The 25,598-nt window shown below is 62.6% G+C and carries 27 protein-coding genes, 1 tRNA gene and 1 pseudogene; 19 read left to right on the top strand and 10 right to left on the bottom strand.

Going from position 1 to position 25,598, the window contains the following annotated elements:
* Genes AAC029_RS03120 through moaC form a run of 3 tightly spaced genes read left to right on the top strand, consistent with a single transcriptional unit; the run spans window position 1 to window position 1,468 of the window.
* Entirely contained in the window at window positions 1-471 is a 471-nt protein-coding gene (locus tag AAC029_RS03120) for a molybdenum cofactor biosynthesis protein MoaE (RefSeq protein WP_339743844.1), read from the top strand.
* Entirely contained in the window at window positions 468-983 is a 516-nt protein-coding gene (locus AAC029_RS03125; protein WP_339743846.1) for a molybdenum cofactor synthesis domain-containing protein, read from the top strand. Before AAC029_RS03120 ends, AAC029_RS03125 begins: the two co-directional genes overlap by 4 nt.
* Window positions 984-985: 2 nt before the next feature.
* Window positions 986-1,468, top strand: coding sequence for a cyclic pyranopterin monophosphate synthase MoaC (gene moaC, locus AAC029_RS03130; RefSeq protein WP_339743902.1), 483 nt, complete (start codon window positions 986-988; stop codon window positions 1,466-1,468).
* Between the two features lie 24 nt (window positions 1,469-1,492).
* Here the strand turns inward: moaC and selD are convergent, their stop codons facing one another.
* Window positions 1,493-2,545 (bottom strand): selenide, water dikinase SelD, encoded by a 1,053-nt coding sequence (gene selD / locus AAC029_RS03135; RefSeq protein ID WP_339743848.1) that lies wholly within the window; start codon window positions 2,543-2,545, stop codon window positions 1,493-1,495.
* Window positions 2,546-2,616: 71 nt separating this feature from the next.
* Between selD and mnmH the strand changes: the two genes are divergently transcribed.
* Entirely contained in the window at window positions 2,617-3,678 is a 1,062-nt protein-coding gene (mnmH, locus tag AAC029_RS03140; RefSeq protein ID WP_339743850.1) for a tRNA 2-selenouridine(34) synthase MnmH, read from the top strand.
* A gap of 9 nt (window positions 3,679-3,687) precedes the next feature.
* Here mnmH and AAC029_RS03145 read toward each other — a convergent pair whose 3' ends face one another.
* Both AAC029_RS03145 and AAC029_RS03150 read right to left on the bottom strand, forming a co-directional pair.
* A complete protein-coding gene (locus AAC029_RS03145; protein WP_339743852.1) occupies window positions 3,688-5,565 on the bottom strand; it encodes an acetyl-CoA hydrolase/transferase C-terminal domain-containing protein in 1,878 nt (625 codons plus the stop codon).
* 113 nt (window positions 5,566-5,678) lie between these two features.
* A tRNA-Ser gene (locus AAC029_RS03150) sits at window positions 5,679-5,766 on the bottom strand.
* Between the two features lie 209 nt (window positions 5,767-5,975).
* Between AAC029_RS03150 and AAC029_RS03155 the strand changes: the two genes are divergently transcribed.
* The 4 genes from AAC029_RS03155 to AAC029_RS03170 all read left to right on the top strand — a co-directional run bounded on the left by AAC029_RS03155 (window position 5,976) and on the right by AAC029_RS03170 (window position 8,092).
* Complete coding sequence (locus AAC029_RS03155; RefSeq protein ID WP_339743854.1) at window positions 5,976-6,284, top strand: hypothetical protein; 309 nt, start codon at window positions 5,976-5,978, stop codon at window positions 6,282-6,284.
* A 187-nt stretch (window positions 6,285-6,471) separates the two neighbouring features.
* On the top strand, window positions 6,472-7,155 hold the full coding sequence (locus AAC029_RS03160; RefSeq protein ID WP_339743856.1) for a 50S ribosomal protein L21: 684 nt from the start codon (window positions 6,472-6,474) through the stop codon (window positions 7,153-7,155).
* A gap of 2 nt (window positions 7,156-7,157) precedes the next feature.
* Entirely contained in the window at window positions 7,158-7,427 is a 270-nt protein-coding gene (gene rpmA, locus AAC029_RS03165) for a 50S ribosomal protein L27 (protein ID WP_339743858.1), read from the top strand.
* A gap of 122 nt (window positions 7,428-7,549) precedes the next feature.
* Complete coding sequence (locus AAC029_RS03170; RefSeq protein ID WP_339743860.1) at window positions 7,550-8,092, top strand: GNAT family N-acetyltransferase; 543 nt, start codon at window positions 7,550-7,552, stop codon at window positions 8,090-8,092.
* 15 nt (window positions 8,093-8,107) lie between these two features.
* Here AAC029_RS03170 and AAC029_RS03175 read toward each other — a convergent pair whose 3' ends face one another.
* Together AAC029_RS03175 and AAC029_RS03180 are read right to left on the bottom strand one after the other, a co-directional pair.
* Entirely contained in the window at window positions 8,108-9,052 is a 945-nt protein-coding gene (locus AAC029_RS03175) for a hypothetical protein (protein ID WP_339743862.1), read from the bottom strand.
* A gap of 104 nt (window positions 9,053-9,156) precedes the next feature.
* Window positions 9,157-9,750, bottom strand: a complete 594-nt coding sequence (locus AAC029_RS03180) for a hypothetical protein (protein WP_339743864.1) — start codon at window positions 9,748-9,750, stop codon at window positions 9,157-9,159.
* A 240-nt stretch (window positions 9,751-9,990) separates the two neighbouring features.
* On the opposite strand from AAC029_RS03180, the gene obgE reads away from it, so the two are divergent.
* The 10 genes from obgE to AAC029_RS03230 all read left to right on the top strand — a co-directional run bounded on the left by obgE (window position 9,991) and on the right by AAC029_RS03230 (window position 19,358).
* Window positions 9,991-11,025 (top strand): GTPase ObgE, encoded by a 1,035-nt coding sequence (gene obgE, locus AAC029_RS03185; RefSeq protein ID WP_339743866.1) that lies wholly within the window; start codon window positions 9,991-9,993, stop codon window positions 11,023-11,025.
* Window positions 11,022-12,158, top strand: coding sequence for a glutamate 5-kinase (gene proB, locus AAC029_RS03190; RefSeq protein ID WP_339743868.1), 1,137 nt, complete (start codon window positions 11,022-11,024; stop codon window positions 12,156-12,158). The genes obgE and proB overlap by 4 nt, the downstream gene beginning before the upstream one ends.
* Window positions 12,151-12,804: a nicotinate-nucleotide adenylyltransferase gene (locus tag AAC029_RS03195; protein WP_339743870.1), complete on the top strand. Its 654-nt coding sequence runs from the start codon at window positions 12,151-12,153 to the stop codon at window positions 12,802-12,804. The genes proB and AAC029_RS03195 overlap by 8 nt, the downstream gene beginning before the upstream one ends.
* 31 nt (window positions 12,805-12,835) lie before the next feature.
* Window positions 12,836-13,840 (top strand): L-histidine N(alpha)-methyltransferase, encoded by a 1,005-nt coding sequence (gene egtD / locus AAC029_RS03200; RefSeq protein ID WP_339743872.1) that lies wholly within the window; start codon window positions 12,836-12,838, stop codon window positions 13,838-13,840.
* Between the two features lie 127 nt (window positions 13,841-13,967).
* Complete coding sequence (gene rsfS, locus AAC029_RS03205) at window positions 13,968-14,312, top strand: ribosome silencing factor (protein ID WP_339743874.1); 345 nt, start codon at window positions 13,968-13,970, stop codon at window positions 14,310-14,312.
* A gap of 12 nt (window positions 14,313-14,324) precedes the next feature.
* Entirely contained in the window at window positions 14,325-14,783 is a 459-nt protein-coding gene (gene rlmH / locus AAC029_RS03210) for a 23S rRNA (pseudouridine(1915)-N(3))-methyltransferase RlmH (RefSeq protein WP_339743876.1), read from the top strand.
* 31 nt (window positions 14,784-14,814) lie between these two features.
* Complete coding sequence (locus tag AAC029_RS03215; protein ID WP_339743878.1) at window positions 14,815-16,041, top strand: peptidoglycan DD-metalloendopeptidase family protein; 1,227 nt, start codon at window positions 14,815-14,817, stop codon at window positions 16,039-16,041.
* A gap of 30 nt (window positions 16,042-16,071) precedes the next feature.
* On the top strand, window positions 16,072-17,379 hold the full coding sequence (locus AAC029_RS03220) for a S41 family peptidase (protein ID WP_339743880.1): 1,308 nt from the start codon (window positions 16,072-16,074) through the stop codon (window positions 17,377-17,379).
* 168 nt (window positions 17,380-17,547) lie between these two features.
* Window positions 17,548-18,861 (top strand): divergent polysaccharide deacetylase family protein, encoded by a 1,314-nt coding sequence (locus tag AAC029_RS03225; RefSeq protein WP_339743882.1) that lies wholly within the window; start codon window positions 17,548-17,550, stop codon window positions 18,859-18,861.
* Entirely contained in the window at window positions 18,861-19,358 is a 498-nt protein-coding gene (locus AAC029_RS03230) for an RNA pyrophosphohydrolase (protein ID WP_339743884.1), read from the top strand. The genes AAC029_RS03225 and AAC029_RS03230 overlap by 1 nt, the downstream gene beginning before the upstream one ends.
* Here the strand turns inward: AAC029_RS03230 and AAC029_RS03235 are convergent.
* Entirely contained in the window at window positions 19,355-20,899 is a 1,545-nt protein-coding gene (locus AAC029_RS03235; protein WP_339743886.1) for an amidohydrolase family protein, read from the bottom strand. The two genes, AAC029_RS03230 and AAC029_RS03235, sit on opposite strands and share 4 nt — an antisense overlap.
* A 166-nt stretch (window positions 20,900-21,065) precedes the next feature.
* Between AAC029_RS03235 and AAC029_RS03240 the strand changes: the two genes are divergently transcribed.
* Entirely contained in the window at window positions 21,066-22,025 is a 960-nt protein-coding gene (locus AAC029_RS03240) for a helix-turn-helix domain-containing protein (RefSeq protein ID WP_339743888.1), read from the top strand.
* 53 nt (window positions 22,026-22,078) lie between these two features.
* Here AAC029_RS03240 and AAC029_RS03245 read toward each other — a convergent pair whose 3' ends face one another.
* The 4 genes and pseudogenes from AAC029_RS03245 to AAC029_RS03260 form a co-directional block, all read right to left on the bottom strand.
* Complete coding sequence (locus AAC029_RS03245) at window positions 22,079-22,480, bottom strand: F0F1 ATP synthase subunit epsilon (protein WP_339743890.1); 402 nt, start codon at window positions 22,478-22,480, stop codon at window positions 22,079-22,081.
* A 32-nt stretch (window positions 22,481-22,512) separates the two neighbouring features.
* The gene (atpD, locus tag AAC029_RS03250) at window positions 22,513-23,952 is read right to left on the bottom strand and encodes a F0F1 ATP synthase subunit beta (protein WP_339743892.1); all 1,440 of its coding nucleotides are present in this window, start codon (window positions 23,950-23,952) and stop codon (window positions 22,513-22,515) included.
* 18 nt (window positions 23,953-23,970) lie between these two features.
* A complete protein-coding gene (locus AAC029_RS03255) occupies window positions 23,971-24,858 on the bottom strand; it encodes a F0F1 ATP synthase subunit gamma (protein ID WP_339743894.1) in 888 nt (295 codons plus the stop codon).
* Window positions 24,859-24,891: 33 nt separating this feature from the next.
* A pseudogene (locus AAC029_RS03260) lies at window positions 24,892-25,598 on the bottom strand (F0F1 ATP synthase subunit alpha); the annotation flags it as partial.

Consider the following 25,598-nt stretch of genomic DNA (forward strand, 5'->3'; position numbering starts at 1 on the left):
ATGGCGGTTTCGGTCAGGGTTCAAACGGAGCCGTTTGATCCGGGCGCGCTGACCAATGCGCTCACCGGCCAGGATTCCCGCTGCGGCGCCATTGCCAGTTTTGTCGGCCAAGTGCGCGGCGGTGATGATCTGGTCGCGCTGGAGCTGGAGCATTATCCCGGCGTCACCGAGCAGGCGCTGGGCCGTATTGCCGACGCGGCCGTGCAACGCTGGTCGCTCGGCGCGGCGATGATCGTGCACCGGGTCGGGCGGATGGAGATCAGCGAGCCGATCGTGTTTGTCGCCGCCGCCGCACCGCACCGCCGGGCGGCGCTGGAGGCGACCGGCTTCATGATCGATATTCTCAAGACCCAGGCGCCGTTCTGGAAACGCGAATATACCGCCACCGGCTCGCACTGGGTCGAGCCGCGCGCCGGCGATGATGAAGCCGCAGCGGCCTGGCTGGCCGGTAGCAAGGAGTTGACCGCATGACCCCCATTCCCGAGCGCGTCGGCTTCGCCGTCATGACCGTCTCCGACAGCCGCGACAGCAAGACCGACAAGACCGGCCCCTGGCTGCGCGAACAGATCACCGGCGAGGGCCATGACGTGATCGATCATGCCATCGTCACCGATGATATCGGCGCCATCCAGGCGCAGCTCCAAACCTGGATCGCCAATGCGGCCATTCACGCCGTGATCGCCACGGGCGGTACCGGCCTGACCGGCCGCGATGTCACGCCGGAAGCTTTCAAGCCGATCTATGAGAAGGAGATGGAGGGTTTCGCCGCCGTCTTCCACCAGGTCAGCTTCCAATCGGTTGGCGTGTCGACGATCCAGTCGCGCGCCACCGCCGGGATTGCCGGCGGCACCTATCTGTTCGCCATTCCCGGCTCAATGGGCGGCTGCAAGGATGCGTGGAACCATATTCTCAAAGCCGAATTCGACCGCAATCATGGCCCGTGCAATCTGGTCGAAATGATCCCCCGCCTGACGGAGCGTTGATGATGAGCGCCAAACTCACCCACCAGGACGCTGATGGCCGTATCCGCATGGTCGATGTCGGCGCCAAGGCCGAAACCGAACGCCGTGCCGTCGCGACCGGCCGTATCACCATGAGCGATACCGCCTTTGCCGCGATCCGCGACGGTCAGGGGCCCAAGGGCGATGCGCTCAAGACGGCGGAGCTGGCCGGCATCATGGCGGCCAAGAAAACCTCTGACCTGATTCCGCTCTGCCATCCTTTGCCGATCACCCAGGCGAAGATCGCGATCAGCGCGAGCACGCAAGCTTCGGAATTCATCATCCGGGCCGAGGTTTCGACGCGCGGCCGCACCGGCGTCGAGATGGAAGCGTTGACGGCAGTCTCGGTGGCGGCGTTGACGATTTACGACATGGCCAAGGCGCTCGATAAATCGATGCGGATATCCGACATCGTGCTGGAGCAGAAGACGGGCGGAAAGTCCGGCGATTACCAGCGCGGAACCTGACGGCCCAGCTCCCAGCCCCAGATATCAGACCAGCGAAATCCCCGGCTGACCGGCCTCGATCCGGCCGATCACCGTCGCTGCCTCATGCCCATGCCGCGTGAACAGCGCCAAGACTTCATCGGCACGCTGCGGCGCGCAGGAGACCAGCAGCCCGCCACTGGTCTGCGGATCGCATAGCAGATCGCGCTCGGCATCGGGCCAGTTCTCCGGCGGCGTCACGAAATCCTTCACCGAAGCCCAGACCCGTACCGACGCACCGGTGCGCACACCCTCCTGAGCCAGACGCCGCGCGCCAGGGAAGACCGGCACCGCGTCGCGCGTCAGCACGGCAGCAACACCGCTGCCCTCACACATTTCACGCAAATGCCCGAGCAGGCCGAAGCCGGTGACATCGGTAACGGCATGGACGCCATCAATGGCGGCCAGATCAGTACCGGGCCGGTTGAGCAATGTGGTCGAGGCGATCATTTCCGCCTGGTCCTCGGGCGAGATGATCCCGCGCTTCATCGCGGCGCTGTAAATTCCGATCCCCAGCGACTTGCCGAGGATCAACACATCGCCGGGCTTGGCACCGGAATTGGTCAACATCCGGTCGGGATGGACGATCCCCAGCGCCACCAGGCCATAGAAGGGCTCGGCGGCATCGATGGAATGGCCACCGGCAATCGGTGCGCCGGCCGCCTCAGCGACCGAGCGACCGCCATTGAGGATGGTGCGGATGGTCTCCAGCGGCAATTTGCCAATCGGCATGCCGACAATGGCGAGGCAGAAGATCGGACGCGCACCCATGGCATAGATATCGGACAGCGCATTGGTCGCGGCGATGCGCCCGAAATCATAGGGGTCGTCGACAATCGGGGTGAAGAAATCCGTCGTCGCGACAATCGCCAGATCATCGCCCAAGCGGTACACCGCCGCATCATCGCGCGTCGCCGCGTCGACGATCAATTCGGCCGGCATCGCCAGGCCCGGTGTGCGCTCGATGATCTGGTTCAACACCGACGGGTCGAGCTTGCAGCCGCACCCGCCACCGTGCGCCAGACTTGTCAGCAGGGGCGGCATTGTGGGATCGGTCATGGGAAATCCTGGCAAGGCGGCATGACGCGTCGCCATGCCCGGGGTTCGTTGCGACGGAGTATAATGCGCCGATGGCCGATTACGCGATGCTCGATGACACGCAGGCTGACAGTCTGGCCGGCTTCGATCTGGTCATCGATGTTCGCTCGCCCTCTGAATTTGCCGAGGATCGCCTGCCCGGCGCAATCAATCTGCCGGTGCTCAGCGATGATGAGCGCGCCCGTGTCGGCACGGTCTACAAGCAGGTCTCGACCTTTGACGCACGCCGCGAAGGTGCGGCCCTGGTGACCCGTAATATCGGCCATCATCTCGAAACGGCCCTGGCTGGCCTGCCAAAAAAGTCGCGCCTGCTTTTGTATTGCTGGCGTGGCGGCATGCGTTCGCGCTCGATGGCGCTGGTGCTGTCAGCGGTGGGCTGGAAGATCACTCTGCTGCGCGGCGGCTATCGCACCTGGCGGCGTGAAGTCGTGGCCCAGCTGGAGCATTCGGACGAGCCGCTGCCCTTCATCCTGATCGACGGCCAGACCGGCACCGCCAAAACCGCCATCCTGCTCGAACTCGCCGCCCGCGGCGCCCAAATTATCGATCTGGAAGGCCTGGCCTCACATCGCGGCTCGGCCTTCGGTGATTTCGCCGCCATTCCGCAGCCAAGCCAGAAACGCTTCGAGACCCTGCTCTGGGAGCAATTGCGCAGCATGGACCTGAGCCGTCCGATCTATCTTGAAGCGGAATCCAACATGGTCGGGCGTCGCCAATTACCGGCGCGGATCTGGACCGCGATGAAAGCCGCCCCGCGCATCACGATTTCAGCCCCGGTGCCAGCGCGTGCCGCCTATCTGGTCGAGGCCTATCCCGACCTGGCCGGCGATGCCGCCAAGCTCAATGCCTCACTCGACCAGCTCGCCAGCCGCCACGCCAAAACCCTGATCGCCCAGTGGCGCGAATTGCATGCCGCCGGCGATTATCGCGAACTCGCCGCCGAACTGATCACCGCCCATTATGACGCCGCCTATAACCGGGCCCGCGAACACCACGGCGCCGATCCGGTGGCGACCCTGCGCAGCGAAACGCTCGACCCTGAAGCGATTGGCCAGCTGGCCGATGCGGTCCTCGCCGCCGGGGTGAGGCCCTGAGCCGAAGGTTTAGTCCTCAGCACTCTCCTTGAGCGCAGCCACCAGCATCCAGCGATACAGCCGGTCCTGCAGCGAGGCTGGCCGGTCCAGCCCCATTCGCTCCAGCGCCGCATGATCAATGCCGTGCTGCCCGGCTTGCCGCATACCCTTCAGGGCCAGCCGCAGGATCGAGCCGAGTGAGGCCGAGGCGTTCTTCATCCGCTCCAGCGCTGGCAGTAGGCGCTGCTCGACCTCGGTGAAATCGGTGCCGAAGGGGAAGGCCGGCAAATGCCCGGCGGCACGCGCCGAGGCCAGAGTGGCACGGACCCGCTCCGGCGTGTTGTTGCGACAAGCGGCGGGGATTTCATGATCGGCGGCGATCTTGCCGGCCTGCTTTGCAGTTGCCAGCAATTCGGCCTGGAAGCGGCTATCGGCGATATTGATCAGATTGGCGATGACATCGGAATCGGATTTTCCGCGCAGATCTGTAATGCCGTACTCGGTGATGACGATATCGCGGCGATGGCGCGGGATGGTGGTGTGGGGATAGGACCAGACGATATTCGACACCGTCTTGCCGCGTGAGGTGCGCACCGCATTGAGGGTGATGATGAAGCGCGCGCCCTCCAGGGCGAAGGCCTGTTCGGCAAAGTCGAACTGACCGCCGACGCCGCTGACCACTTGGCCGTCACCGGTCGCATCGGACACCACCGCGCCGAGCAGGGTCACCATCATGGCACTATTGATGAAGCGTGCATCGGTTCGTGCCCGCCGCCGCTCGAGGACGCCGCCATAGAGCGAATTGGTGAAGCTGACGGGACGCATCTCGAAGCGTTTGCGCCGGGCTTCCGGCATGGTGCGCAGGGCAGTGTAGAAATCGCGGCACTCCAGGAAGAAGGCCGCATGCAACACGGCGCCATCAACCTCGCGCTTGAGCACATCGGCCTTTTCGAGCTGCAGGAAACCATCGGTCAGCATTTCGCTGTTGCCATAAAGGCCGGTCTCGAACGGCTTGTCCTCGCAGGCCAGCGCCTCGCAATCGCCGGCATGCAGCGCTGCGGAGAGCGGTGCGAAGACGGCATTCTGGGTCTGCCGCAGGATCAGTCCCTGGGCGACGGCATCGCCGACCGCGCCAATCCCGATCTGCAAGGTGCCGCCATCGGGCACCAGCCGCGCCGCCTGCAGCCCGATCGCCTGTTCGGCCAGACTGACGGGGCGTTTCGGAGCCGAAAACAGCTCGAAATCCGTCGCTTCGCTGTCGAGCATGTGCGCGAACTCGCCGGCATCCACCTGCGCCGACGCGCCGCCCATGAAGGGCAATTGCGAATTGACCTGGCCGACAAACATGAAATCCGCGCGCCCCTCGGCGCGCGCCTGCAACAGGTCCGGCGTGATATCCGGATTGCAGCTCAAACTGTAGAGCGGCCCCGCATCGCCATCCTGTTTGGCGACAAGCTGGCCGACGACATTGACACCTCGGTCAAGAATATAGCGCTGGGCATCGGTATAATTGGCGCAGATATAGTTCTGCTGCGCCCGCGCCACACCGCGCCAGCGCCCGGCGAGGAAGAAGAATTCATCAACCCGGATATTGTCCGGCAAGGACCCGTCGCGTAGCGCCGCCGCATAGCTCAGCGGTGGATAGGCGCCGAACAGGCGCTGCATCGCCGGCTCGAGCAGGCGCCGCTCCAACCCGCTGCCCAGCGGCGGTGTTTCCAGCGTCAGCGCCGTAAAAATCGTCAGCTCCAACCCGCGATCCGCCATCGCCCGCGCCACCAGCGCGTTGACGATATGGTTGGGCTTGCCGAGCCCAAGCGGCATCGCCATCACGATCCGCCGGCCCACGGCATCGATGATCGCATCGGCGATGGAATCCGCTTCATCATGCTGCTGCGGGGTGGTTGGCATGGCATGTCCTCGAACAACGGCGCGCACTGTCGACCCTAGCGCGGACCTCAGCATCACGCCATGCGCTAGCGGTGTCAGGCGCGGGCGACACGAGTTTTGATTGTCGAGGAAAATGGCGGAGAGAGAGGGATTCGAACCCTCGGAACCTCGCGGTTCAACGGTTTTCGAGACCGCCCCGATCGACCACTCTGGCACCTCTCCGCAGGGATGCGTTGTTTGTACGAGCGCCGCAGGAAAATCAAGTGGGGGCGGCGCAAGAATGCCAGCTCCCCTGCCAACGCCGCCATACGGGCCAGCGCAAGTCTTGAGGGCGAGCCTGGCGGCGAGTTGGCGAAACATTAACAATTCGTAACTGTTCACCAACCCGTCCTCGTCACATTCTGAACAACGTTTGATTGAAAGGAAATTCCATGACCCGGTTTCTTGCCGCACTGATCGCAGGCTCTGCGGTTCTGACGCTCAGCGCTTGCGCTTCACCACACGCACCGACACTCGCTGAACGCGCCGCCGCCCTGCCCGACAATGGCGCAGTCTCCGATGGCGATACTTTCACCTGCCGCCGCATCCAAATCACCGGGACGCGCCGCTTCGAGCGCATCTGCACGCTGGATTCGGAATGGGCAGAGCAGGCGGGCCGGACCAATGAGGCCGTCGAGGCAATTGGCGCCGCCGACCGAAGCCAGGTTCGACCGGATGTATTTCCGGGAATGTACCCCTAGGCTCACCGACCGCTCGCGTTGACTCTGGCGTTGGCATGCGTATAACGCCCGCTCCTGCCTGTACGGTTCGCCGCACGGGCCGGTGATTGTTGAAACAACGCTCCGGGGATACGGAGTGAAGAAAAAGAGCCACGCCAATGCCGGGCAAACCGGTGAGGGACGTTGCTGAGCAAAGGAAACCGAGATCATGTTTGCAGTGATCAAGACCGGCGGCAAGCAATACCGCGTCGCAGCCGGCGACGAAATTCGTATCGAAAAGCTCGAAGGCCAGCCCGGCGACACAATGTCGCTCGGTCCTGTGCTGATGCTGGGCAGTGATGAAGGCATCACTGTCGGCTCGCCCGTGATCGATGGTGCCCAGGTGATCGGTGAATTGCTGGACACCAACCGCGCCCGCAAGATCATCGTCTTCAAGAAGCGCCGCCGCAAGAATTACCGCCGCACCCAAGGCCACCGCCAGTGGGGCACGATTGTGCGCATCGCCGAGATCGTGATGCCAGGCACCAAGGCCAAGACGGCTCTGAAGACGACGACCGCAGCTCCGGCCGAAGTCGAGGCGCCAAAAGCTGCACCAAAGGCGAAGGCGGCTCCCAAGGCTGCTGCGCCGAAGGCCGCTGCTCCTGCAAAGGCTGCCGCGCCGAAAAAGGCCGCTGCCAAGAAGGCTGCGCCTGCTGCCAAAGACGATCTGACCCAGCTGACGGGCGTTGGCCCGGCTCTGGCCAAGACATTGAATGAAGCCGGTGTGACCTCCTTCGCGCAAGTCGCGGCTTGGACGGCGGCCGACATGGAAGCCCTTGGAGTTGCTGCCAAGGCAGAGAAGAATGGCTGGATTGAAGCGGCCAAAGCGCTCGCTTCCGGAACGGAGGGCTAACAATGGCTCATAAAAAAGCAGGCGGTTCATCCCGTAACGGTCGCGACTCCGCTGGTCGCCGTCTTGGCGTCAAGAAGTTCGGTGGCCAAGTGGTCATTCCGGGCAACATTATTATGCGTCAGCGCGGCACCAAAGTGAATCCGGGCGCCAATGTCGGCATGGGCAAGGATCATACCCTGTTCGCGCTTACTGAAGGCCGTGTGGTTTTCGCCAAAAAAGCCAACAACAAGGCCTATGTATCGGTTCAACCGATCGCAGACGCCGCAGAATAAACGGTTCGCACATATCGGGCCGTCGCTGATACAGCGGGGCTCGACAGCGCAATTGCGCATCAGGGGAGACGGGCCACCGTCTCCCCTTTTGTTTGCCTCCCCGCCGCCCAATGGAGATCAAGATGGGTCCGCGGATCGAAACGAGAAGATTGCTGCTGCGCCCGCCCGAAATGGCGGATGCGCCTGATATCGCCCGCTATGCCGGCGATTACGACATCGCGAAAATGACGATGATGATCCCGCACCCCTATCCGGTGCCGGCGGCGGAAATGTGGATCCTGATGCGCCTTGCCGGTTGGGACAAAACCGCCAACCGCCACCTGATCGTCCAGACACGCGGTGCCGATGGCGGTGAGATGTGCGGCATGGCCGGGATTTTCCGGCGCACGGCGGACGGCGATTGGGAAATCGGCTATTGGATCGCCAAGCCTTTCTGGGGCCGCGGCCTCGCGACCGAAGCCGGTCAGGCGTTGGTCGATTATGCCCGCGATGAGCTAGCCGCCCCGACCGTCACCGCCGGCCATTACGACGACAACCCGGCCTCAGGCCGCGTGCTGGAAAAGCTCGGCTTTCGCTATACGGGCGAAGCGAGCGAGCATTTCAGCCTCGGACGGCTGACGCGCGCCAATTGCCTGGAAATGAGGATGGATCTGGCGGCGGCGTAGTGCCGCCGCCAGGGTTCACGAGCGATGGGCGAGATATTCCTCAAACGTAATGATCCCGTCACGATTGAAGTCCCAGACGAGGTACTCACCTTGTTGCGCCTGAATGACCATGTCCTCAAACGCTTCGGAGTCCGGTTCGGGCGGTGTTGAAAGCTGGGGCAATGCCTGCTCGGCATCGCAAGTAGTTGGGGACCATGCGGAAGGTTGAGCCGGGCCAAGCACGGTTGTCAGAGCCTCGCGGGAGGGCTGTTGCACGGGCAGTCCATCATCGGGTTCGGAGATCATCCCGTCGCCATTGCGGTCCCTTGCGTCGAACTGCATGCGAATTTCGGCCAGTTTCAAGGCGCTGAACTCCTGGGGCGAAACCACACCATCGCCATCTTGATCCCAGTGCTGGAAGCGTCGGGCCTGAAATTCGGCGAAATATCCATTCACGCCGCTCCAGCACGATGTGCTGACGGTTTCAGGCTGTCGCAGGAATCGCGTTGGGTCGAGGTCATGGGCGATCAGAATGCCCATCACCATTCCGGTCCGTCCGGCAGAGAATTGCCGGCCATCGTGCGACCGTCGCAAAATATCGCGCGCCGAACCCTCCGCTTGGCGAAATTCGTCGAGCGTCAGTCTTCGGTCAAAATCCCCGTCCAGCGCGGCGAATTCATCCATCCCGTACAGCCGCTCCTGCGGCGGTGCATCGGCGGCATGCGTGATCTGGATCAGGGCAAAGGCACCGAGTGCGGCGCCGGCAAAGGCAGATATAATCATGATCGGACTCCCTGGCAGACGCGCCATTGGGCCGAAATTGGCATAGGCGCGCATCGCATCGCGAATGACCGCACTGGCAGACCGCCCCATTTTCCCGCATGCATCGAGAAAGGCCGATTTCTCCTCGGGGGAGAGCCGGATCTCGAGCGCTTCCGTCTTCTTCGACGGGCGGCGTTTGGGTTTGTCAGCTTTGGTCATCGGCAGGCCTGATCGTCTTCACAAATCAGGATTGTGCCAGAAAAGATGTGCCCGGGCAGAGCGTTTTCGTGTCCGGGCACTGAAATTTCATACCTCTGGAAGGTTCAAGGCGTCCACTTGAAATCGAACGCCTGTTGCTCACCGGTCCGTGCCGCCCCCGGCGGGAAACACCATTCTGCCATTGATGCCGCAGCAGAGGTCGCGAAGATTTCATAACCCTCGGGTGCCCGGGCGCGCACATTGCGGACCCGCCCGGAATCGGTGACGTCGAAGGTGAGGAACACGCGAATTCCATCCTCCGGAACCTGACCCGCAACGCCTTCAGGGCTCGTCGGCCAGCTTGGCGCCGTCGTGATGGCGTGATCGCCGGGACATTGCGCCGGTGCGACAAAGCCCTCCCGGATTTCATAGCCTCCCTGAAATTCCGGCCCAAGCCGCTCGGTTACTTGCGGCTCCGTCCCGACGAGCATCAAAACGGGCAGCATGGCTCCAATAGTTACAAGCATTTTCAATCTCCCTGTTCTTTCCTGTACACGCCGGATTTCGACGTGCATCGCTTTGCGAATGACGGCACTGGCCGAGCGGCCCAGTTCGCGGCAGGCGTCCAGAAAGGCAGCCTTCTCCTCGGGTGAGACCCGAAGTTCCAGCATCTCCGTTTTCTTGGACGGACGCTTGGGCGCTTGGCCAGGTTTCATCATTCGTCAGTCAGCTTCATCAGGGACAGGGACATGATCCAGAGAATTGAGGTTCATACAGGCAGGGTTTCGTGTCCATACCGCAATTCAAGCGGGTGGCGGTGGTCGGGCGCAAGTTTTTCCGTGTCCGGACAGCGCCAAATCAGCAGCTCAGACGGCCCTCAAAGCAAAAAACACTGAATTTCCTCGCCAGTGCCTATATAGACGGTCAATTCAATCACACTGCGAAGCGATACCGGCCCGATGAAATTTCTCGACCAGGCTAAAGTTTATGTCCGTTCCGGCAATGGCGGGGCGGGGTGTATGTCATTCCGTCGCGAGGCCTTCGTCGAATTTGGCGGACCCGATGGCGGCGATGGCGGCAAGGGCGGCGATGTCTGGGCCGAGGCTGTTGAGGGTCTCAACACCCTGATCGACTATCGTTACAAGCAGCATTTCAAAGGCGATACCGGCGGTCACGGCCATGGCCGTGACCGCTCCGGCAAGGGCGGCGAAGAGGTCGTGCTCTATGTCCCCGTCGGGACGCAAATCCTCGACGAGGACAAGGAAGAAGTGCTCGCCGACATGGTCGAGCTGGGCCAGCGCGTGTTGCTGGCACGCGGCGGCGATGGCGGCCAGGGCAATGCCCGTTTCAAATCGGCGACCAATCGCGCCCCGCGCAAATCGACGCCAGGCTGGCCGGGCGAAGAGCGCTGGGTCTGGCTGCGCCTGAAACTGATCGCCGATGTCGGCCTGGTTGGCCTGCCCAATGCCGGCAAGTCGACCTTTCTCAGCGTCGTTTCCAAGGCCAATCCGAAGATCGCCGCCTATCCCTTCACGACGCTCTATCCCAATCTCGGCGTCGTCGATCTGGGTCCGGGCTCGCGCTTCATCGTCGCCGATATTCCCGGCCTGATCGAAGGTGCGCATGAGGGTGCCGGCATTGGTGATCGCTTCCTGGGTCATATTGAGCGCTGCGCCTCGATCATTCATCTGATCGATGGCACCCAAGAGGATCCGGTTGAGGCCTATCATACAGTGCGCAACGAGCTGGCGGCCTATGGCGGTGGTATCACCAAAAAGCGCGAAATCCTCGCGTTGAACAAGACCGACGCCATTTCCGACGAAGACGTCGAGGAAAAAGCGAAATTGCTTGAAGCTGCGACGGGCAAGAAAGTCATGCGCCTGTCGGGTGTTTCCGGTGACGGGGTGAAGCGGTTGTGCTCTGAAGCCTGGCGCATCGTGCAACAGGTGCGCGCCGGCGTCGCTGAACCCGACGAGGAAGGCTGGACGCCGTGACACGCCCCGGCTTCGACGCGGCCGGCTGCATTGTGGTCAAGGTCGGATCGAGCCTGTTGCAGTCGGGCCCGTCCGTGATCGACGCGATCGCAGATGATATCGCGTCGCTGACCGGGCAGAAAAAACGTGTTGTGCTGATTTCCTCCGGGGCCGTTGCGCTGGGTCGGCCACGATTGGGCCTCGGCGCAGGGTCGCTAACGCTGGAACAGAAACAGGCCGCCGCTGCGGCGGGCCAACCGGTTCTGGTTGGCGAATGGGAACGCGCCTTCGCCCGCCATGGCCGCGCCACCGCGCAGGCCTTGCTGACGCTCGACGTCACCGAATCGCGCCGCCACTGGCTCAATGCCCGCGCCACCCTGCACACCCTGCTCGATCTCGGTGCGATCCCGGTGGTCAATGAGAATGACACTATCGCCACCGACGAGATTCGCTATGGCGATAATGACCGGCTTGCGGCGCGCGTTGCCCAACTGGTCGGGGCCGAGCTTCTGGTCCTGCTGTCGGATATTGAGGGCCTGTTCGACCGCGATCCGCGCACGCATTCCGATGCAAGACTTGTCCCGGACATCAAACGGATCGATACCGCAATTCACGCCATGGCGGGCGACACCAATGCGCTGACCGGGGTCGGTACGGGCGGCATGCGCTCGAAAGTCCTCGCGGCCGAAATCGCCACGGCCTCGGGCTGCGCCACGGTGATCGGGCCCGGTGCGGCACCGCAGCCCATCCTGCGCTTGCGGCAAGCGGGTTGCGGCAGCTGGTTCCACCCGACCGGATCGGCCGTCAGCGCCCGTGCCGCCTGGATTGCTGGCGCCAACAGCCCGAATGGCGAGATCCGCATTGATGCCGGCGCCGCCACTGCCTTACGAGCCGGCAAGTCGCTCCTGCCAGTCGGGGCCATCGCTGTCGACGGGCATTTCGAGCGCGGCGACGCGGTGCGGATTACCGGGCCGGATGGCGCCGTGATAGCGCGCGGCGTCAGCGGTTATGCTTCCAGCGATGCGCGTCGGATATGCGGCCGCAGGACCAGCGAGATTGAAGCTCTGCTTGGATACCGGCGTGCTGCGGCCCTGATCCATGCCGACGATATCGTGCTCAACAATGCAGGCGCCATCGGAGGGCTCGATGTCTGAACGCCGCTCCAGTCCGACGACGCGTGGCCGGCTGATCAGCGTGCCGAAACCGTCTCCCGCGCTTCGCGGCGAGGCGTTGGCGCGCGGCATGACGGTCGGCCTGTTCGGCGGCACGTTCGATCCACCGCATCAGGGTCATCTCCACGTCGCTGAAGCTGCAAAACGACGTCTCGGTCTCGACCGGGTCTGGTGGCTGGTCTCGCCGCAGAACCCGTTGAAACCCCGCCGCGCCGGCGAACTGGACAACCGGATGGCCGCCGTCGCGGCACTGGCTGACCGGCCCGGCATGGTGGTCAGCGATATCGAGGCGCGACTGGGCAGCAATCGCACCATCGACCTCGTCCGCGCTCTGCAACAACGCTATCCCGGCGTGCGCTTTGTCTGGCTGATGGGAGCTGACAATCTCAAGAGCTTCCACCGCTGGGGCCAGTGGCGCCAGATTTTCGCCTCGCTCCCGATTGCCGTCATCTCCCGCCCGCACGACGCCGTCCGGGCCCGTCTCGCCCCGGCTGTGCGACTACATGCGAACTCACGTGTTCGTGAACAGGGCCTTGCTGCGCTGCCTCTAAAAAAGGCACCCGCGTGGACCTATCTGATAGAACCGTTAGACTGGCATTCTTCGACCGCGCTGCGCGCGCGGCCCTGAACTTTCCGATCCACAGCAGGCAGGCCTCTTCATGACCGACCTCTCCCTCGGCCAACCCCCCTTTCATGCCGCGCTCGAATTCTTCGACGACCAGCAGCCGCCGGCCGGCGATTTCCTGCGCGATGTGTTGACCGGGCTGACGGCGGAACCGAAATCCATCCCGCCGGTTTACTTCTATGACGCCGCAGGTTCGGCCCTGTTCGACCAGATCACCGATCTGCCCGAATATTATGTGACACGGACCGAACTGACCCTGCTCGACCGGATCGGTCCGGAGCTCGCCCGGCGTGCCGGCCCGGGCGCAGTGGTGATTGAGCCGGGTTCCGGCTCGAGCGTAAAAATCCGAAAACTGCTCGATGCCCTCGACCAGCCGGCCGGCTATGTCGGGCTTGATATCTCTGGCGACCATCTCATTGCCGCCTGCGATGAGCTGGCGCGCGATTATCCAGACCTGCGGATTGGCGCCATCTACGCCGATTTCACGACCGGCCTGTCGCTTGACCATCTGCCTCTGCCGGATGGCCGCCGGATCCTGTTCTTTCCGGGATCAACTATTGGAAATTTCGAACCTGACGCCGCGCGTGATGTGCTGGCTGGTTTCCGCAAGGGTATGCGCAAAGGCGATGCGGTGTTGATTGGCGCCGACCGGGTCAAATCACCTGAGACGCTCGAAGCTGCTTATGACGATGCCCAAGGCGTCACCGCGGCCTTCAACCTGAACCTGGTTGCCCGCATCAATGCGGAGCTTGGCGGCACGCTCGATCCGGCACTGCTCCAGCATGTTTCGGTCTGGAATCCCGAGAAATCCCGTATCGAAATGCATCTCGAAGCGTTGGAAGCTCAGCGGTTTCAAGTCTCTGGGCAAGAGTTTTCCCTCGCCAAGGGCGAGCGACTTCACACCGAGAACTCGCACAAATTCACGCCGGAGAGCTTCCAGGCTCTGGCCCGCTCGGCCGGCTTCGATCTGCTCCAGAGCTGGTCTGACCCAGCTGAACTCTTCTCGCTGCATTGGCTCGAACCAAACGCGAAAGCGTGATATAGGCACGAGATTGTATTGGTTGTCAGAAAGGACACCCGCCCTGTCTACGGAAACATCGCGCCGGACCAAGGAAGAAACGGCTGCAGCCGTCCGGGTCATCGGAGAAGACGGTCCCCTCGAGGAAATGGAAGCATTAGTCCTCGAAACTCTCGATGACGACAAGGCCGAAGACGTTGTAGCGATCGATCTTCGCGGCAAGTCTTCAGTCACCGACATCATGGTCATCGCGTCAGGCCGGTCATCGCGCCATGTCAGCGCGATCGCCGATCACCTGATCGATACCCTCAAGGAAACCGGTCGCGTCAAGCCGCGCGTCGAGGGTTTGCAGACCTGTGACTGGGTGCTGATTGATGCGGGCGATATCGTCATCCATCTGTTCCGCCCGGAAGTGCGCAGCTTCTACAATCTGGAGAAGATGTGGTCGGTCGATCCGGAAACGCCGGCATCTTCGGCAGACGCGGCCGTCTGAGTGAAGCTTCGCATGGCAGCGATCGGGCGTATCCGTTCCGGACCGGAACGCGAGCTCGTCGATGATTACATCAATCGCTGTTCGGTCACGGGACGCAGCATCGGTCTGGGACCGATGTTGGAAACCCAGATCGACAACCGCAATCTCAAAACACAAGCCGATGAAAGCCGGGCCTTGGCCGAATGCCTTGGCCCGGATGTCAAATTCGTGCTGCTGGACGAGCGCGGCAAGGCCTTCAAATCGCCTGATCTGGCCCGCAAGCTGGGCGAATGGCGCGATGGCGGCTGCCGCGAGGCGGTGTTCTGCATTGGCGGCGCGGATGGTCATGACCGGGATGTGTTGCCGGCGCCCGACCTGATGCTCGCCTTCGGGCCGGCGGTCTGGCCGCACAAGCTGGTGCGCGTCATGCTCGCCGAACAGATCTACCGCGCCGTGTCGATCCTGGCCGGCACGCCCTATCATCGTGAATAAGCGTTAACCGGGAAGCAGCTAGCGTCAGCGGATGTATTTTCTCCTCCTCTCCCTCCTGCTGTCGCAGGCCCAGCCCGCAGGCCCCGTGCCTGCCGATGCGGCAACCGCGGAACAGCTGGAACTGGAAGAGCGCCAGGCGGCGGCCCGCGCCGAGGCCGCGCGCGAACAGGCTGATGAAGTCGCCTCGGAAATCGCGCTGATGCAAAGGCAATTGGTCGAGCTGGGTCAACGTGTTGGCAATAGCGAACAGGCCGCCTTGGCTGCCACCAACGCATTGACGCAACTGGGTACCGAGGAGACGGATATTCTGTCCCGCTTGGCCGCCGAGCGCGAATCCCTGACCGATATCCTCTCCGCCATCCAGCGGATCGAAACCCAGACCCCGCCAGCCATCCTGGCCGCCCCCGACGATGCCGCCCAAGCGGCCCGCGCCGCCTCCTTGATGGCCCAGGTCGCGCCAGCCTTGCGGGAGCGGGCCGAGGCCCTGTCGCAGCAGCTTGCCCGTCTCAGATCAGTCCGCGCCGATATCGAGAGCCAGGGCGTTGTTCTGGCCAGTGCCGAAGATGCCCTGTCGGCGCAGCGGCTGGAATTGCAGGTTCTGATTGCCGAGCGGCGCAGCCTGGAGGCACGGCGGCGCGACGAGGCGGTCGCCTTCCTTGAGGCGTCGAGTTCGGCCGGCGAGCGGGCTCGTTCGATTCGCTCGCTTCTGACCGAATTGACCCATATGGCCGAGGTTATGCCGAATCTCAGTCCGCGCCGGATCGAATTACCGGACACGATTCCGGCACCGCATATGCGTCCGTCGCGCGATCTGGTCGCGGCGCGTGCCCCCGACGAACCCTTGCAGACCCTGCGTTTTGCCGATGCGCGGGGTCGCTTGCGGCCGCCCGCGACCGGCGAAGTGGTGCGCCGCTTTGCCGATGTGGCTGAAGATGGCACAGCGTCTGAAGGAATTTTCATTCGAACTCGCGGCGAGGCGCAGGTAGTGTCGCCCTTCGACGCCCGCGTTGAGTTCGCAGGACCGTTCAGTACTTATGGCGGACTGTTGATCCTTAATGTCGGAGAAGGCTACTATATCGTGTTGTCCGGGATGGCTGTAACCTATGCCAGTGCCGGACAGAGCGTTCTGGCAGGCGAACCGGTTGGTGCAATGCCCGATGCCGGGCAAACGGCCCCAGAATTGTATCTGGAGCTACGTAGAGACGGTAATGCAATGGATCCCGGGCCTTGGCTCAGATCCGGCGCACGGTCCGGATAGGACTTTCGCGCACAAAGGACGCGAGTTGGTATGCGCATCAATGTCTTCGCTTCAATCCTGGCGTTCGCGCTCGGGGCTGTGGTCATCAGTGTGGCCGCTGAGGGCCGGCAGGAGGACCATTCGGAGACATTCCGCCAGCTTGAGCTGTTCGGCGATGTGCTGAGCCGTATTGAGTCCGACTACGTCACCGAGACCGATCAGACGGCGCTGATCGAAGCCGCGATTGACGGCATGCTGGCATCGCTCGACCCTCACTCCGCCTATCACAATCCCGATGCCTATGAAGACCTGCGCGTCACAACGCGCGGCGAGTATGGCGGGCTGGGCATGGAAGTGACCAAGCGCGACGAATACATCACCATTGTTTCACCGATCAGCGACACACCGGCCGAACGCGCCGGCCTGCGGACCAATGACCGCATTATCGCCGTCGACGGCGACAGCATTATCGGCATCACCGTCGACAGTGCGGTCGAAATGATGCGCGGCGCTGTTGGCGAGCCGGTGACTATCACCATTGCGCGCGGCACCGAAGATCCGTTTGACGTCACGCTGGTGCGCGACACCATCCCGCTGCGCACCGTCGCCACCCGCATTGATGACGGCATTCCCTATCTGCGCATTGCCGGCTTTAATGAGCGCACCACGGAAATGCTGCTCGAAGGCATTTCCGATCTGGAAGAGGAAAATGGCGGACCTCTGCCCGGCCTGATCCTCGATATCCGCTATAATCCGGGCGGTCTGCTCGACCAGGCGATCGGGGTGACGGATGTCTTCCTCGATGGCGGCGAGGTCGTTTCGACCCGCAATCGCGATCCGCGCGACACCCAGCGCTATAATGCGCGTCCGGGTGACCGGCTCAACGGCGCTCCGATCGTGGTTCTGATCAATGAGGGCTCGGCCAGTGCTGCCGAAATCGTTGCCGGTGCGCTGCAAGATCGCGAACGCGCCGAACTGGTCGGCATGACCAGTTTCGGCAAGGGTTCGGTGCAGACCATCATCCCGCTTCGCGGCGGTCGTGACGGCGCACTGCGCCTGACGACCGGGCGTTATTACACCCCGGCGGGCCGGTCGATCCAGGGAACGGGCATTGTGCCCGATCTCCAGATCAGCTCCTTCCCGATCTCCGAAGACGAGGCTGAAAACGCTCACCCAACGCTGGAAGCCGATCTGCCCGGCGCGCTGGAGAACGAATCCGGCGCGGAACGCGCGGACGCTGATATCGCCGAGATCGAGCAACCGCCAGCAGATTGGCCGGAGACCGAGGACTACCAGCTCTCCCGGGCGCGCGAAATTCTGCGCCAGGCAATGGAGAGCCAGCAAGCGGCGCTGCACTAGGCAGACCGCCTCGAGCCTTAGCCCCGCCGGCCCCAATCGAGCCGGCGGGGCTGGCTTCGCAACGGTGACGTTAACCGTTTCTTTTCCGGGACAGGGCAATTTCGACGGTGAATTGGTGCGCCTGATCGGGCGCATTGCCGGTAATCTCGCTTGTCGAAGATCGCACCCATGTCCAGCGCCGTCCTACGTCATGTCGAACCCCTGCTGTCGATCAAGGCCCCGCTCTTTGCCGGCCTGGGCGCTACGGCACTGTTCGCAGTCGTGATTCTGGGCGTTGCCGTGTTTGGCAAAGCCGATCTGCAACCGCCTCAAGCGCGTGGCGGCGTGTCGCCCGCCCCGATCGAAACGGTCCATACCGCCGCCGAATTGCGGATCGCGCCGACCGACCAACCGCCTGGAATCCAGTTTGTTGAGCCGGCGGGCAGCGACGAGGTCCGCCTCGCCGGCGTCGAGGACCGGTTCGAAGCGCCGCCCGTTCACAATGCCGGTTCCGATCCGGCCGAGGCAGAAGCGCGCCATGCCGCCCGCTCAACCAATGCAAACGCGCTCGCGCCGGCGCCGTTGCCCGGCCTCAGCGAGAACGGACCCGATGGGCCGCTCCCCATAATCGCCGCCAATGGCCTGCGCCCTTCGCGGGCCTATGCACGGCCTTTCCACGGGGATCCGGGTGCACCGACCGTCGCGGTCGTAATCGGCGGGATGGGGCTCAACCGGGCAGTGACCCAGAGCGCAATTGACGATCTGCCGCCAGCGATCGCGCTCAGCTTTGCGCCCTATACCCGCGATCTGCAGACCTGGGTCGATCTGGCCCGCGCGGCCGGTCATGAAGTCCTGATCGAAGCACCGATGGAACCCTTCGACTACCCCAATAATGATCCAGGCCCGCAAACCTTGCTGGCTGACGGTTCACCGGCTGACAATCTGGCACGGTTGGAATGGGTTCTGAGCCGCACCACCGGCTATTTCGCGGTTTCCAACTATCTCGGCGCACGCTTCTCGACCTCGGAAACGGCGATGACGCAGCTGCTGCAAAGCCTGGAGGATCGCGGTCTTGCCTTCCTGCATGATGGTGCCGGACGCCGTACGGTAATCGAGACTGCAGCCCAGGCGACCGACGTTCAATATGCCATCGCCGATCGCGTCCTCGACGAGGATCCAAGCCCGACGGCGATTGACGACCATCTCCTGACGCTTGAGGCGCTGGCGCTGCAAAACGGCGCCGCGCTCGGTGCCGGCTTCTCCTATCCGACCACGGTCAACCATGTCCGCGACTGGGCTAACAGCTTGGACTCGCGCGGCTATCAGCTGGCGCCGCCCTCGGCCGTGATGGCGCGGCGGCGCTTGCAGGCCAGACTTGCGGCCGAGGCCCGCGCGCTGGAGCCCGAGCCTGAGCAAGTGATCGATAATCGCTGGTCGCGTCCGCCGGCAGAGGCTTCGAGTGGCGGCGATCATGCGCCGGCACCGCCCGCTTCGGGTCACTAATGTCGCAGCCAAGCGATCCCTGGCCCCATCATCGCGCCAATGTCGGCATCGCCCTGTTCAACGCCCAGGGCCAGGTCTGGCTAGGCCGCCGCGATGGCACGCCGCCGCCCTGGAACTGGCAATTGCCGCAAGGGGGGATGGATGAGGGCGAAACCGCCGAGCTCGCAGCCCTGCGCGAGCTGGAAGAAGAAACCGGCATCAGTCCCGATCTTGTCGAGCCGCTCGGTGATATTCCCGGCTGGCTCGCCTATGATTATCCGCCAGCGGTCCGCGAAGATCCGCGCTTCCACAAAAAGCGTCATCTCGGTCAGAAGCAGCGTTGGTTTGCCCTTCGCTTCAATGGCTGTGATGCCGACATCGATCTGAAGCGCCATGTCGAAGTGGAGTTCGATGCCTGGCGCTGGGGCGAGCTGGCGGAAATCCCGGATCTGATCATTCCGTGGAAGCGGGATGTCTATCTGCAGGTCGTCGAGGCATTTCGCGCGTTCGGACGCTAGCGTCCCGGAGCCTCCATTTGCCGCGCAGACAGGCTTGAGCGTTCGATCACTTCGCCAGCCAGAACTACCAGCTCGATCTGATCATACGCGGTCACATCAACCAGTGGATTGGCCCGCAGGATCAGAATATCGGCACGCTTGCCCGGTTCGATCGAGCCGATCTCGCCAGCCAGCCCGAAGGCGGCGGCATTATCGATCGTCATGCTCCGGAACAGGGTCGGGAGGGAAATGCCCGCATCCACCCAGTTCTGCATCTCCCAATAGCCCGCCAGACCCGGAGGTGAGGCCCAGCCGAAACCGCCGACCGCCGTGTCACTCCCGAACAGGAAACGGGCGTGTTCGACATACATTTCCCAAATCAGGTTTTTGTAGCGCTCGAGGAAGGCTGACTGGGCCGCTCCCATGTCTTCGGCATCGCTGCCTTCTGCGATCATATCGCCGAACATGGTCAGGAAATTCTCGCGCTGCACCTGGGCGTCACCGCGCAAATAGTCGAGGTATGCGGCCGGGACCACATCGGCCCACCGTGGGGCTTCGAGCACGGACGTGTCGAACAGGCTAGCCGTATTGCGGATGGTCTGGAAGGTCGGCTGCACCGCGATGTCCGAAAGGGCCACGCGCCGGGCGATGTCAGCGATCTCAGCAGAGGGTCGCGGATCAGTGAAAGTCTGGCCGGTCCATTCCCACATGCCGTGCGCGAGAATGTCGACCCCGGTTTCAAGGGCGAATTCATGGCCCGCCGGGGTGGTGGCGTGCAGCAGGACCGGCAGATTGGCTGCATGGGCTGCCTGGACCACGTCGCGAATGATCCCGACCGAGGGTAGACGAAAGTCTGGCGCCCCGCCAGGCCACCACAGAGCCTCTTCGTAGTAGAGTTTGATGCACTGACCACCCTGACGGATGACGGACTCCACAACGGCTTCTGGCGTGTGAGCGGCGGGGTTCGCGCCCTCGGGAACGAGGCCGTTGGCGTAGCTGTCGATGAGATAGCCGGGATAGGCATCGCCGACTGGCGCCCCTTCAAGCTCAAGCGCCATGAAGCCATCCGAAAGCGCAATGCCCTGGCCGCAATGGACCAAATGCGGGTGAAGCGGTGCCGCTTCAAAGCGGGCATTCGTCTCGGCATCGGCATTGAGTTCGATGACTGTGGTGAAGCCGTAAAACAAGAAGCTGCGCGGTTGTTGCTCCATATAGCCCTGATACAGGCTGGCGTAATCATCGGTATAGCGGGCCCGCAATCCGGTCGCATGGTAGAGATGGACATGGCTGTCGATCAGGCCTGGCGTCAGATAGGCACCCTCGGCATCGACCACTCGCGCATCGCCAGACTCGACCGGGCCCGTTCCGATCCCAATGATCCGGTCCCCGCTCACCTTGACCCAAGCGTTCTCAAGCGGGGCGGCGCGCTCGGGGCTGAGCAGGGTTGCGTGCTGGATGATAAGGTCCGCATCGGACTCCGGGAGCGAGCAAGCGGGTTGGGTCAACGCTATCCCCAGAATCAGGGCAGCGGCAAAACGGGACAAGGCAGGGGGATGGGTCATCGGGGCCTCCTTCAGGGTGAGCCCAGCCAAGCCGGTTTGCGCCAGACATGCGCCCTCAAGCGCGATTGTGGACATGTAGAATCGCGATCTTGGACAAGCGGGCGAGACGCCTTATCAAGTCTCGATGCTGTCGGTCCTCCACATATCCGCCGCCCTGTCGGCCATCATGGCGGTTTTTCTCGCCAATTTGCGTTCGGAGCCGCGGCTGGCGCACAGGCTTCTGGCAGTGGTCTTCACCCTGTTTGCAGTCCAGCATTTGCTGACCAGCCTGGCAGTGATGGAACTCAGACCAGGCCTGGTCTGGTGGCGACCCATCCTGGCCATGGGCCTGGCACCAGCCACTTTCCTCCATCTGCGTGCTATGGCCCGCCCGTCCAAGCGGCTGACACCTGGCGATCTGATTCATCTGGCGGGCCCGGCGGGCCTCGCCCTGATCCGGATGCTGCTGGGTGATGGGCCCTATCTCGACCAGGCCATCATTCTCAGCCTCGCCGGCTATGCCGGCTATGGTCTGATCCGAATCGTGCCCACAACGCCCGCTGCCCGGCGATGGAAATACATGGTGTGCGGCTGGTTGTTTCTGATGGCGCTGGCCGATTTGGGCGTGATGGTCGAACTGGCCGGCAGTGACGATCTGGGCCGTTCGCGCACCTTGATCGTCATGATTGCCGGGTTTCTGGTCTTTCTCGCCTATTTTCTCCTGACCAGCTTGAACCAGACCGGTCCCCTGAGTTGGATTATGACCCGCATCCGCCGGGATCCTGCCGGCAACGGCCCGGTTAAAACCCGGCTCGAGCATCACATGACGGAGGCGCGCCCATGGCTGGATCCGGAATTGACAGTCGCTCGGCTCGCGCGCCAGTTGGGCCTGCCGCAACGGCTGGTATCCGAAACTGTCAACGACCAGTTCGGGGTCAGCGTCAGCCGCTGGATTAATGGCTGGCGCATCGCCGAGGCCCAGCGCCTGATGGCGGCCGAACCGGGGCGGCCCCTGGTCGAACTGATGCTCGATTGCGGCTTCCAGACCCGGTCGAATTTCAACAAGGCGTTCAAGGATGTCACAGCGGAGACCCCAAGCGCCTGGCGCACGCGCAATTGCGCCCCGGCATCGCCGACGGCGCCATAGAAAAAGGCCGCCCCATCGGGACGGCCTTGATCAATTCAAATGGGTCAGTCGGATCAGTTGGCGACGGCCATCCGCATCGCTTCCAGGCGAGTCAGGCGTTCTTGCGCCTGCTCGATATCGGCTTCGGTCTTGGCAACGCCGAGATCTTCCTGGGCGTTCTTGAGGTCTTGGTCGAGTTGAGCAACATCGATCTCCGAAACCGGGATCGCGAGTTCGGCCAGAATGGTCAGACCATCCGGCGTCACCTCGGCGAAACCGCCTTCGATGAAGGTGCGCTCGGCAACGCCGTCAATCGTGACGATGATCGCACCGGTGCGGATCACCGACATGAAGGGGGCATGCTTCGGCAGAACGCCGAAATCACCTTCGGCGCCGGGCACGACGACCATATCGACGTCACCCGCAAACAGGCGGCGCTCCGGCGATACGAGGTCAAAATGCAGCTTGTCAGCCATCAATCATTCTCCGGCCATAACCGGGAAACCGCTTACGCGGCCTCCGCAGCCATTTTCTCGGCTTTTTTCACAGCGTCATCGATCGTGCCGACCATGTAGAAGGCCTGCTCGGGCAGATGATCATATTCGCCGTCGCAGATCGCCTTGAAGCCCTTGACCGTATCAGCCACAGGCACCTGGATGCCCGGGAAGCCGGTGAAGATTTCGGCCACGTCGAATGGCTGCGACAGGAAGCGTTCGATCTTGCGAGCGCGGGTCACCAGCATTTTGTCCTCTTCGGACAGCTCGTCCATGCCGAGGATGGCGATGATGTCCTGCAGCGCCTTGTAGCGCTGGAGCGTTTCCTGGACCCGACGGGCGGTGTTGTAGTGATCTTCACCAACGATGCGAGGCTCGAGAATGCGCGAGGTCGAATCGAGCGGATCCACAGCTGGATAGATGCCCTTTTCCGAGATCGCACGATTGAGAACCGTGGTCGCATCGAGGTGGGCAAATGTCGCGGCCGGGGCCGGGTCGGTCAAGTCATCGGCGGGCACGTAAACGGCCTGCACCGAGGTGATCGAACCCTTGTTGGTCGAGGTAATGCGTTCCTGCAGCGCGCCCATATCGGTCGACAAGGTAGGCTGATAGCCCACTGCCGACGGGATACGGCCGAGGAGGGCGGACACTTCGGAACCGGCCTGGGTGAAGCGGAAGATATTGTCGACGAAGAAGAGGACGTCCTTGCCCTCTTCATCGCGGAAATATTCAGCCTGGGCGAGGCCCGAGAGCGCAACGCGGGCGCGTGCTCCTGGCGGCTCATTCATCTGGCCGAACACGAGGGAACAACGCGAGCCCTCGGTAGAGCCGCCATGGTCTTTCGGGTTCTTGTTGACGCCCGACTCGATCATTTCCCAGTAGAGGTCATTACCTTCACGGGTCCGCTCGCCAACACCGGCGAAGACCGAGTAGCCACCAAACATCTTTGCGATGTTGTTGATCAACTCCTGGATCAGAACGGTTTTGCCAACGCCGGCGCCGCCAAACAGGCCGATCTTGCCGCCCTTTGCGTAGGGGCAGAGCAGATCGACGACCTTGATGCCGGTCGGCAGGATTTCAGCTTCCGTTGCCTGCTCGGCAAAGGTTGGAGCAGCCCGGTGGATCGGCGCTTTGATCGAGTGCGGAATATCGCCCGCTTCATCGATCGGCATGCCGGTCACGTTCATGATGCGGCCAAGCGTGCCGGGACCAACGGGAACCATGATTGGTCCGCCCGTGTCGGTCACTTCAACGCCGCGCTGCAGGCCCTCGGTCGCGTCCATGGCGATGGTGCGAACCGTGTTCTCGCCAAGATGCTGCGAGACTTCGAGGGTCAGCGGCTTGCCGTCATTGGTCGACAGCAAGGCGTTGAGGATGTTGGGCAGTCCACCATCGAATTCGACGTCGACGACGGCGCCGGTGATCTGGACAATACGGCCTTTAAGAGTGCTCATGATTGGTCTTCCCCTCGTCTAGAGAGCTTCGGCGCCGGAGATGATTTCAGTCAACTCCGTCGTGATTTGCGCCTGACGGGTGCGGTTATAAAGAAGGTTCAGCTTGTCGATCAGTTCGCCGGCATTGCGGGTGGCATTATCCATGGCGGCCATACGGGCCCCCATTTCGCCAGCCGAATTTTCCAGCAGTGTCGACAGGATTACGGTCGTGATATAGCGCGGCAGCAAGGCGTTGAGAATGCTCTCTTCGTCCGGCTCGGCGTCGTAGATGCCGCCACCCGTATCGGGACGCGGGGCGCCTTCATCGATGGCATTGATCGCCGGAATCAGCGCCTTGGCGAAAGGCTTTTGCGAGATCACCGAAACGAATTCCGAGGCGATGATTTCACAAACGTCGAACTCGCCGGCATCGAATCTGTCGGTGATCTCATCACCGATCCGTGCGGCAACAGCGCCATTGAGGGTCTTCTCGGCCTTGAGATCGAACATTTTGACGATCAGCGAGGCAAATTGGCGCTTCAGCTGGTCGAAGCCCTTCTTGCCAACGCAGACGATCTGGACGCTCTTGCCGGCGCGCTGCAGCTCGTTGACACGGGTGCGTGCCAAGCGGGCAATGTTGGAATTGAAGCCGCCACACAGGCCGCGATCAGCCGTCATGACCAGCAGGAGATACTTGTCGTCATGGCCAGTGCCGACCAAGAGCGGTGAAGCGCCTGCGGTTCCGGACATCGCGCTGGACAGGTTCGCCATCACGGCAGCCATACGCCCGGCATAGGGGCGCGCGGCTTCCGCGGCTTCCTGGGCCCGGCGCAGCTTGGCCGCTGACACCATCTGCATCGCCTTGGTGATCTTCTGCGTGGACTTCACGCTGGCGATACGATTTCGAAGGTCCTTAAGGCTCGCCATTCGGCACTCCCAAGTGGTCGTTACGGTTCAAATTCACGCGAAATGTTCGGTGAACTTGTCCAGAACGCCCTTCAGCTCGGCCTCGGATTTGTCGCTTACCTTTTTCTCATCGCGGATAGCCGCCATGAGAGAGGCATGCTCGGCATGGAGATGACGCAGAAGATCTGCTTCAAAACGCTTGATGTCGCCGATTGCGATGCGGTCGAGATAGCCACGTGTACCGGCATAGATCGCGCAGACTTGTTCTTCCATCGACAGCGGCGAGAATTGCGGCTGTTTCAGAAGCTCGGTCAGGCGCTGACCACGGCTCAGCAGTTTTTGCGTTGCGGCGTCAAGATCGGAACCGAACTGGGCAAAGGCCGCCATTTCGCGGTACTGGGCCAGTTCGCCCTTCATCTTGCCGGCAACCTGCTTCATCGCTTTGGTCTGGGCAGCCGAACCAACGCGCGACACCGACAGGCCGACGTTCACGGCAGGGCGGATGCCCTGATAGAACAGGTCGGTTTCCAGGAAGATCTGGCCGTCAGTGATCGAGATCACATTGGTTGGAATATAGGCGGACACGTCATTGGCCTGGGTTTCAATGATCGGCAGAGCCGTCATCGAGCCGGAACCATTCGCTTCGTTCAGCTTGGCCGAACGCTCGAGCAGACGTGAGTGGAGATAGAAGACATCGCCCGGATAAGCTTCGCGGCCTGGTGGGCGGCGCAGCAGCAGGGACATCTGACGATAAGCAACAG

It is taken from the genome of uncultured Maricaulis sp. (assembly GCF_963975345.1).
Taxonomy (GTDB): domain Bacteria; phylum Pseudomonadota; class Alphaproteobacteria; order Caulobacterales; family Maricaulaceae; genus Maricaulis.

Excerpts from the sequence above, each read along its gene's own strand:
- AAC029_RS03120 (WP_339743844.1), top strand. The coding sequence starts at position 1 with ATGGCGGTTTCGGTCAGGGTTCAAACGGAGCCGTTTGATCCGGGCGCG.
- egtD (WP_339743872.1), top strand. The coding sequence starts at position 12,836 with ATGACCGACCTCTCCCTCGGCCAACCCCCCTTTCATGCCGCGCTCGAA.
- AAC029_RS03180 (WP_339743864.1), bottom strand. The coding sequence starts at position 9,750 with ATGATGAAACCTGGCCAAGCGCCCAAGCGTCCGTCCAAGAAAACGGAG.
- AAC029_RS03245 (WP_339743890.1), bottom strand. The coding sequence starts at position 22,480 with ATGGCTGACAAGCTGCATTTTGACCTCGTATCGCCGGAGCGCCGCCTG.
- AAC029_RS03255 (WP_339743894.1), bottom strand. The coding sequence starts at position 24,858 with ATGGCGAGCCTTAAGGACCTTCGAAATCGTATCGCCAGCGTGAAGTCC.
- AAC029_RS03225 (WP_339743882.1), top strand. The coding sequence starts at position 17,548 with ATGTCCAGCGCCGTCCTACGTCATGTCGAACCCCTGCTGTCGATCAAG.
- moaC (WP_339743902.1), top strand. The coding sequence starts at position 986 with ATGAGCGCCAAACTCACCCACCAGGACGCTGATGGCCGTATCCGCATG.
- AAC029_RS03195 (WP_339743870.1), top strand. The coding sequence starts at position 12,151 with ATGTCTGAACGCCGCTCCAGTCCGACGACGCGTGGCCGGCTGATCAGC.
- AAC029_RS03215 (WP_339743878.1), top strand. The coding sequence starts at position 14,815 with ATGTATTTTCTCCTCCTCTCCCTCCTGCTGTCGCAGGCCCAGCCCGCA.
- AAC029_RS03170 (WP_339743860.1), top strand. The coding sequence starts at position 7,550 with ATGGGTCCGCGGATCGAAACGAGAAGATTGCTGCTGCGCCCGCCCGAA.
- AAC029_RS03145 (WP_339743852.1), bottom strand. The coding sequence starts at position 5,565 with ATGCCAACCACCCCGCAGCAGCATGATGAAGCGGATTCCATCGCCGAT.
- rsfS (WP_339743874.1), top strand. The coding sequence starts at position 13,968 with ATGGAAGCATTAGTCCTCGAAACTCTCGATGACGACAAGGCCGAAGAC.
- AAC029_RS03155 (WP_339743854.1), top strand. The coding sequence starts at position 5,976 with ATGACCCGGTTTCTTGCCGCACTGATCGCAGGCTCTGCGGTTCTGACG.
- rpmA (WP_339743858.1), top strand. The coding sequence starts at position 7,158 with ATGGCTCATAAAAAAGCAGGCGGTTCATCCCGTAACGGTCGCGACTCC.
- obgE (WP_339743866.1), top strand. The coding sequence starts at position 9,991 with ATGAAATTTCTCGACCAGGCTAAAGTTTATGTCCGTTCCGGCAATGGC.
- AAC029_RS03235 (WP_339743886.1), bottom strand. The coding sequence starts at position 20,899 with ATGACCCATCCCCCTGCCTTGTCCCGTTTTGCCGCTGCCCTGATTCTG.
- atpD (WP_339743892.1), bottom strand. The coding sequence starts at position 23,952 with ATGAGCACTCTTAAAGGCCGTATTGTCCAGATCACCGGCGCCGTCGTC.
- AAC029_RS03240 (WP_339743888.1), top strand. The coding sequence starts at position 21,066 with ATGGCGGTTTTTCTCGCCAATTTGCGTTCGGAGCCGCGGCTGGCGCAC.
- mnmH (WP_339743850.1), top strand. The coding sequence starts at position 2,617 with ATGGCCGATTACGCGATGCTCGATGACACGCAGGCTGACAGTCTGGCC.
- selD (WP_339743848.1), bottom strand. The coding sequence starts at position 2,545 with ATGACCGATCCCACAATGCCGCCCCTGCTGACAAGTCTGGCGCACGGT.
- AAC029_RS03160 (WP_339743856.1), top strand. The coding sequence starts at position 6,472 with ATGTTTGCAGTGATCAAGACCGGCGGCAAGCAATACCGCGTCGCAGCC.
- AAC029_RS03230 (WP_339743884.1), top strand. The coding sequence starts at position 18,861 with ATGTCGCAGCCAAGCGATCCCTGGCCCCATCATCGCGCCAATGTCGGC.
- AAC029_RS03175 (WP_339743862.1), bottom strand. The coding sequence starts at position 9,052 with ATGACCAAAGCTGACAAACCCAAACGCCGCCCGTCGAAGAAGACGGAA.
- AAC029_RS03125 (WP_339743846.1), top strand. The coding sequence starts at position 468 with ATGACCCCCATTCCCGAGCGCGTCGGCTTCGCCGTCATGACCGTCTCC.
- AAC029_RS03220 (WP_339743880.1), top strand. The coding sequence starts at position 16,072 with ATGCGCATCAATGTCTTCGCTTCAATCCTGGCGTTCGCGCTCGGGGCT.
- rlmH (WP_339743876.1), top strand. The coding sequence starts at position 14,325 with ATGGCAGCGATCGGGCGTATCCGTTCCGGACCGGAACGCGAGCTCGTC.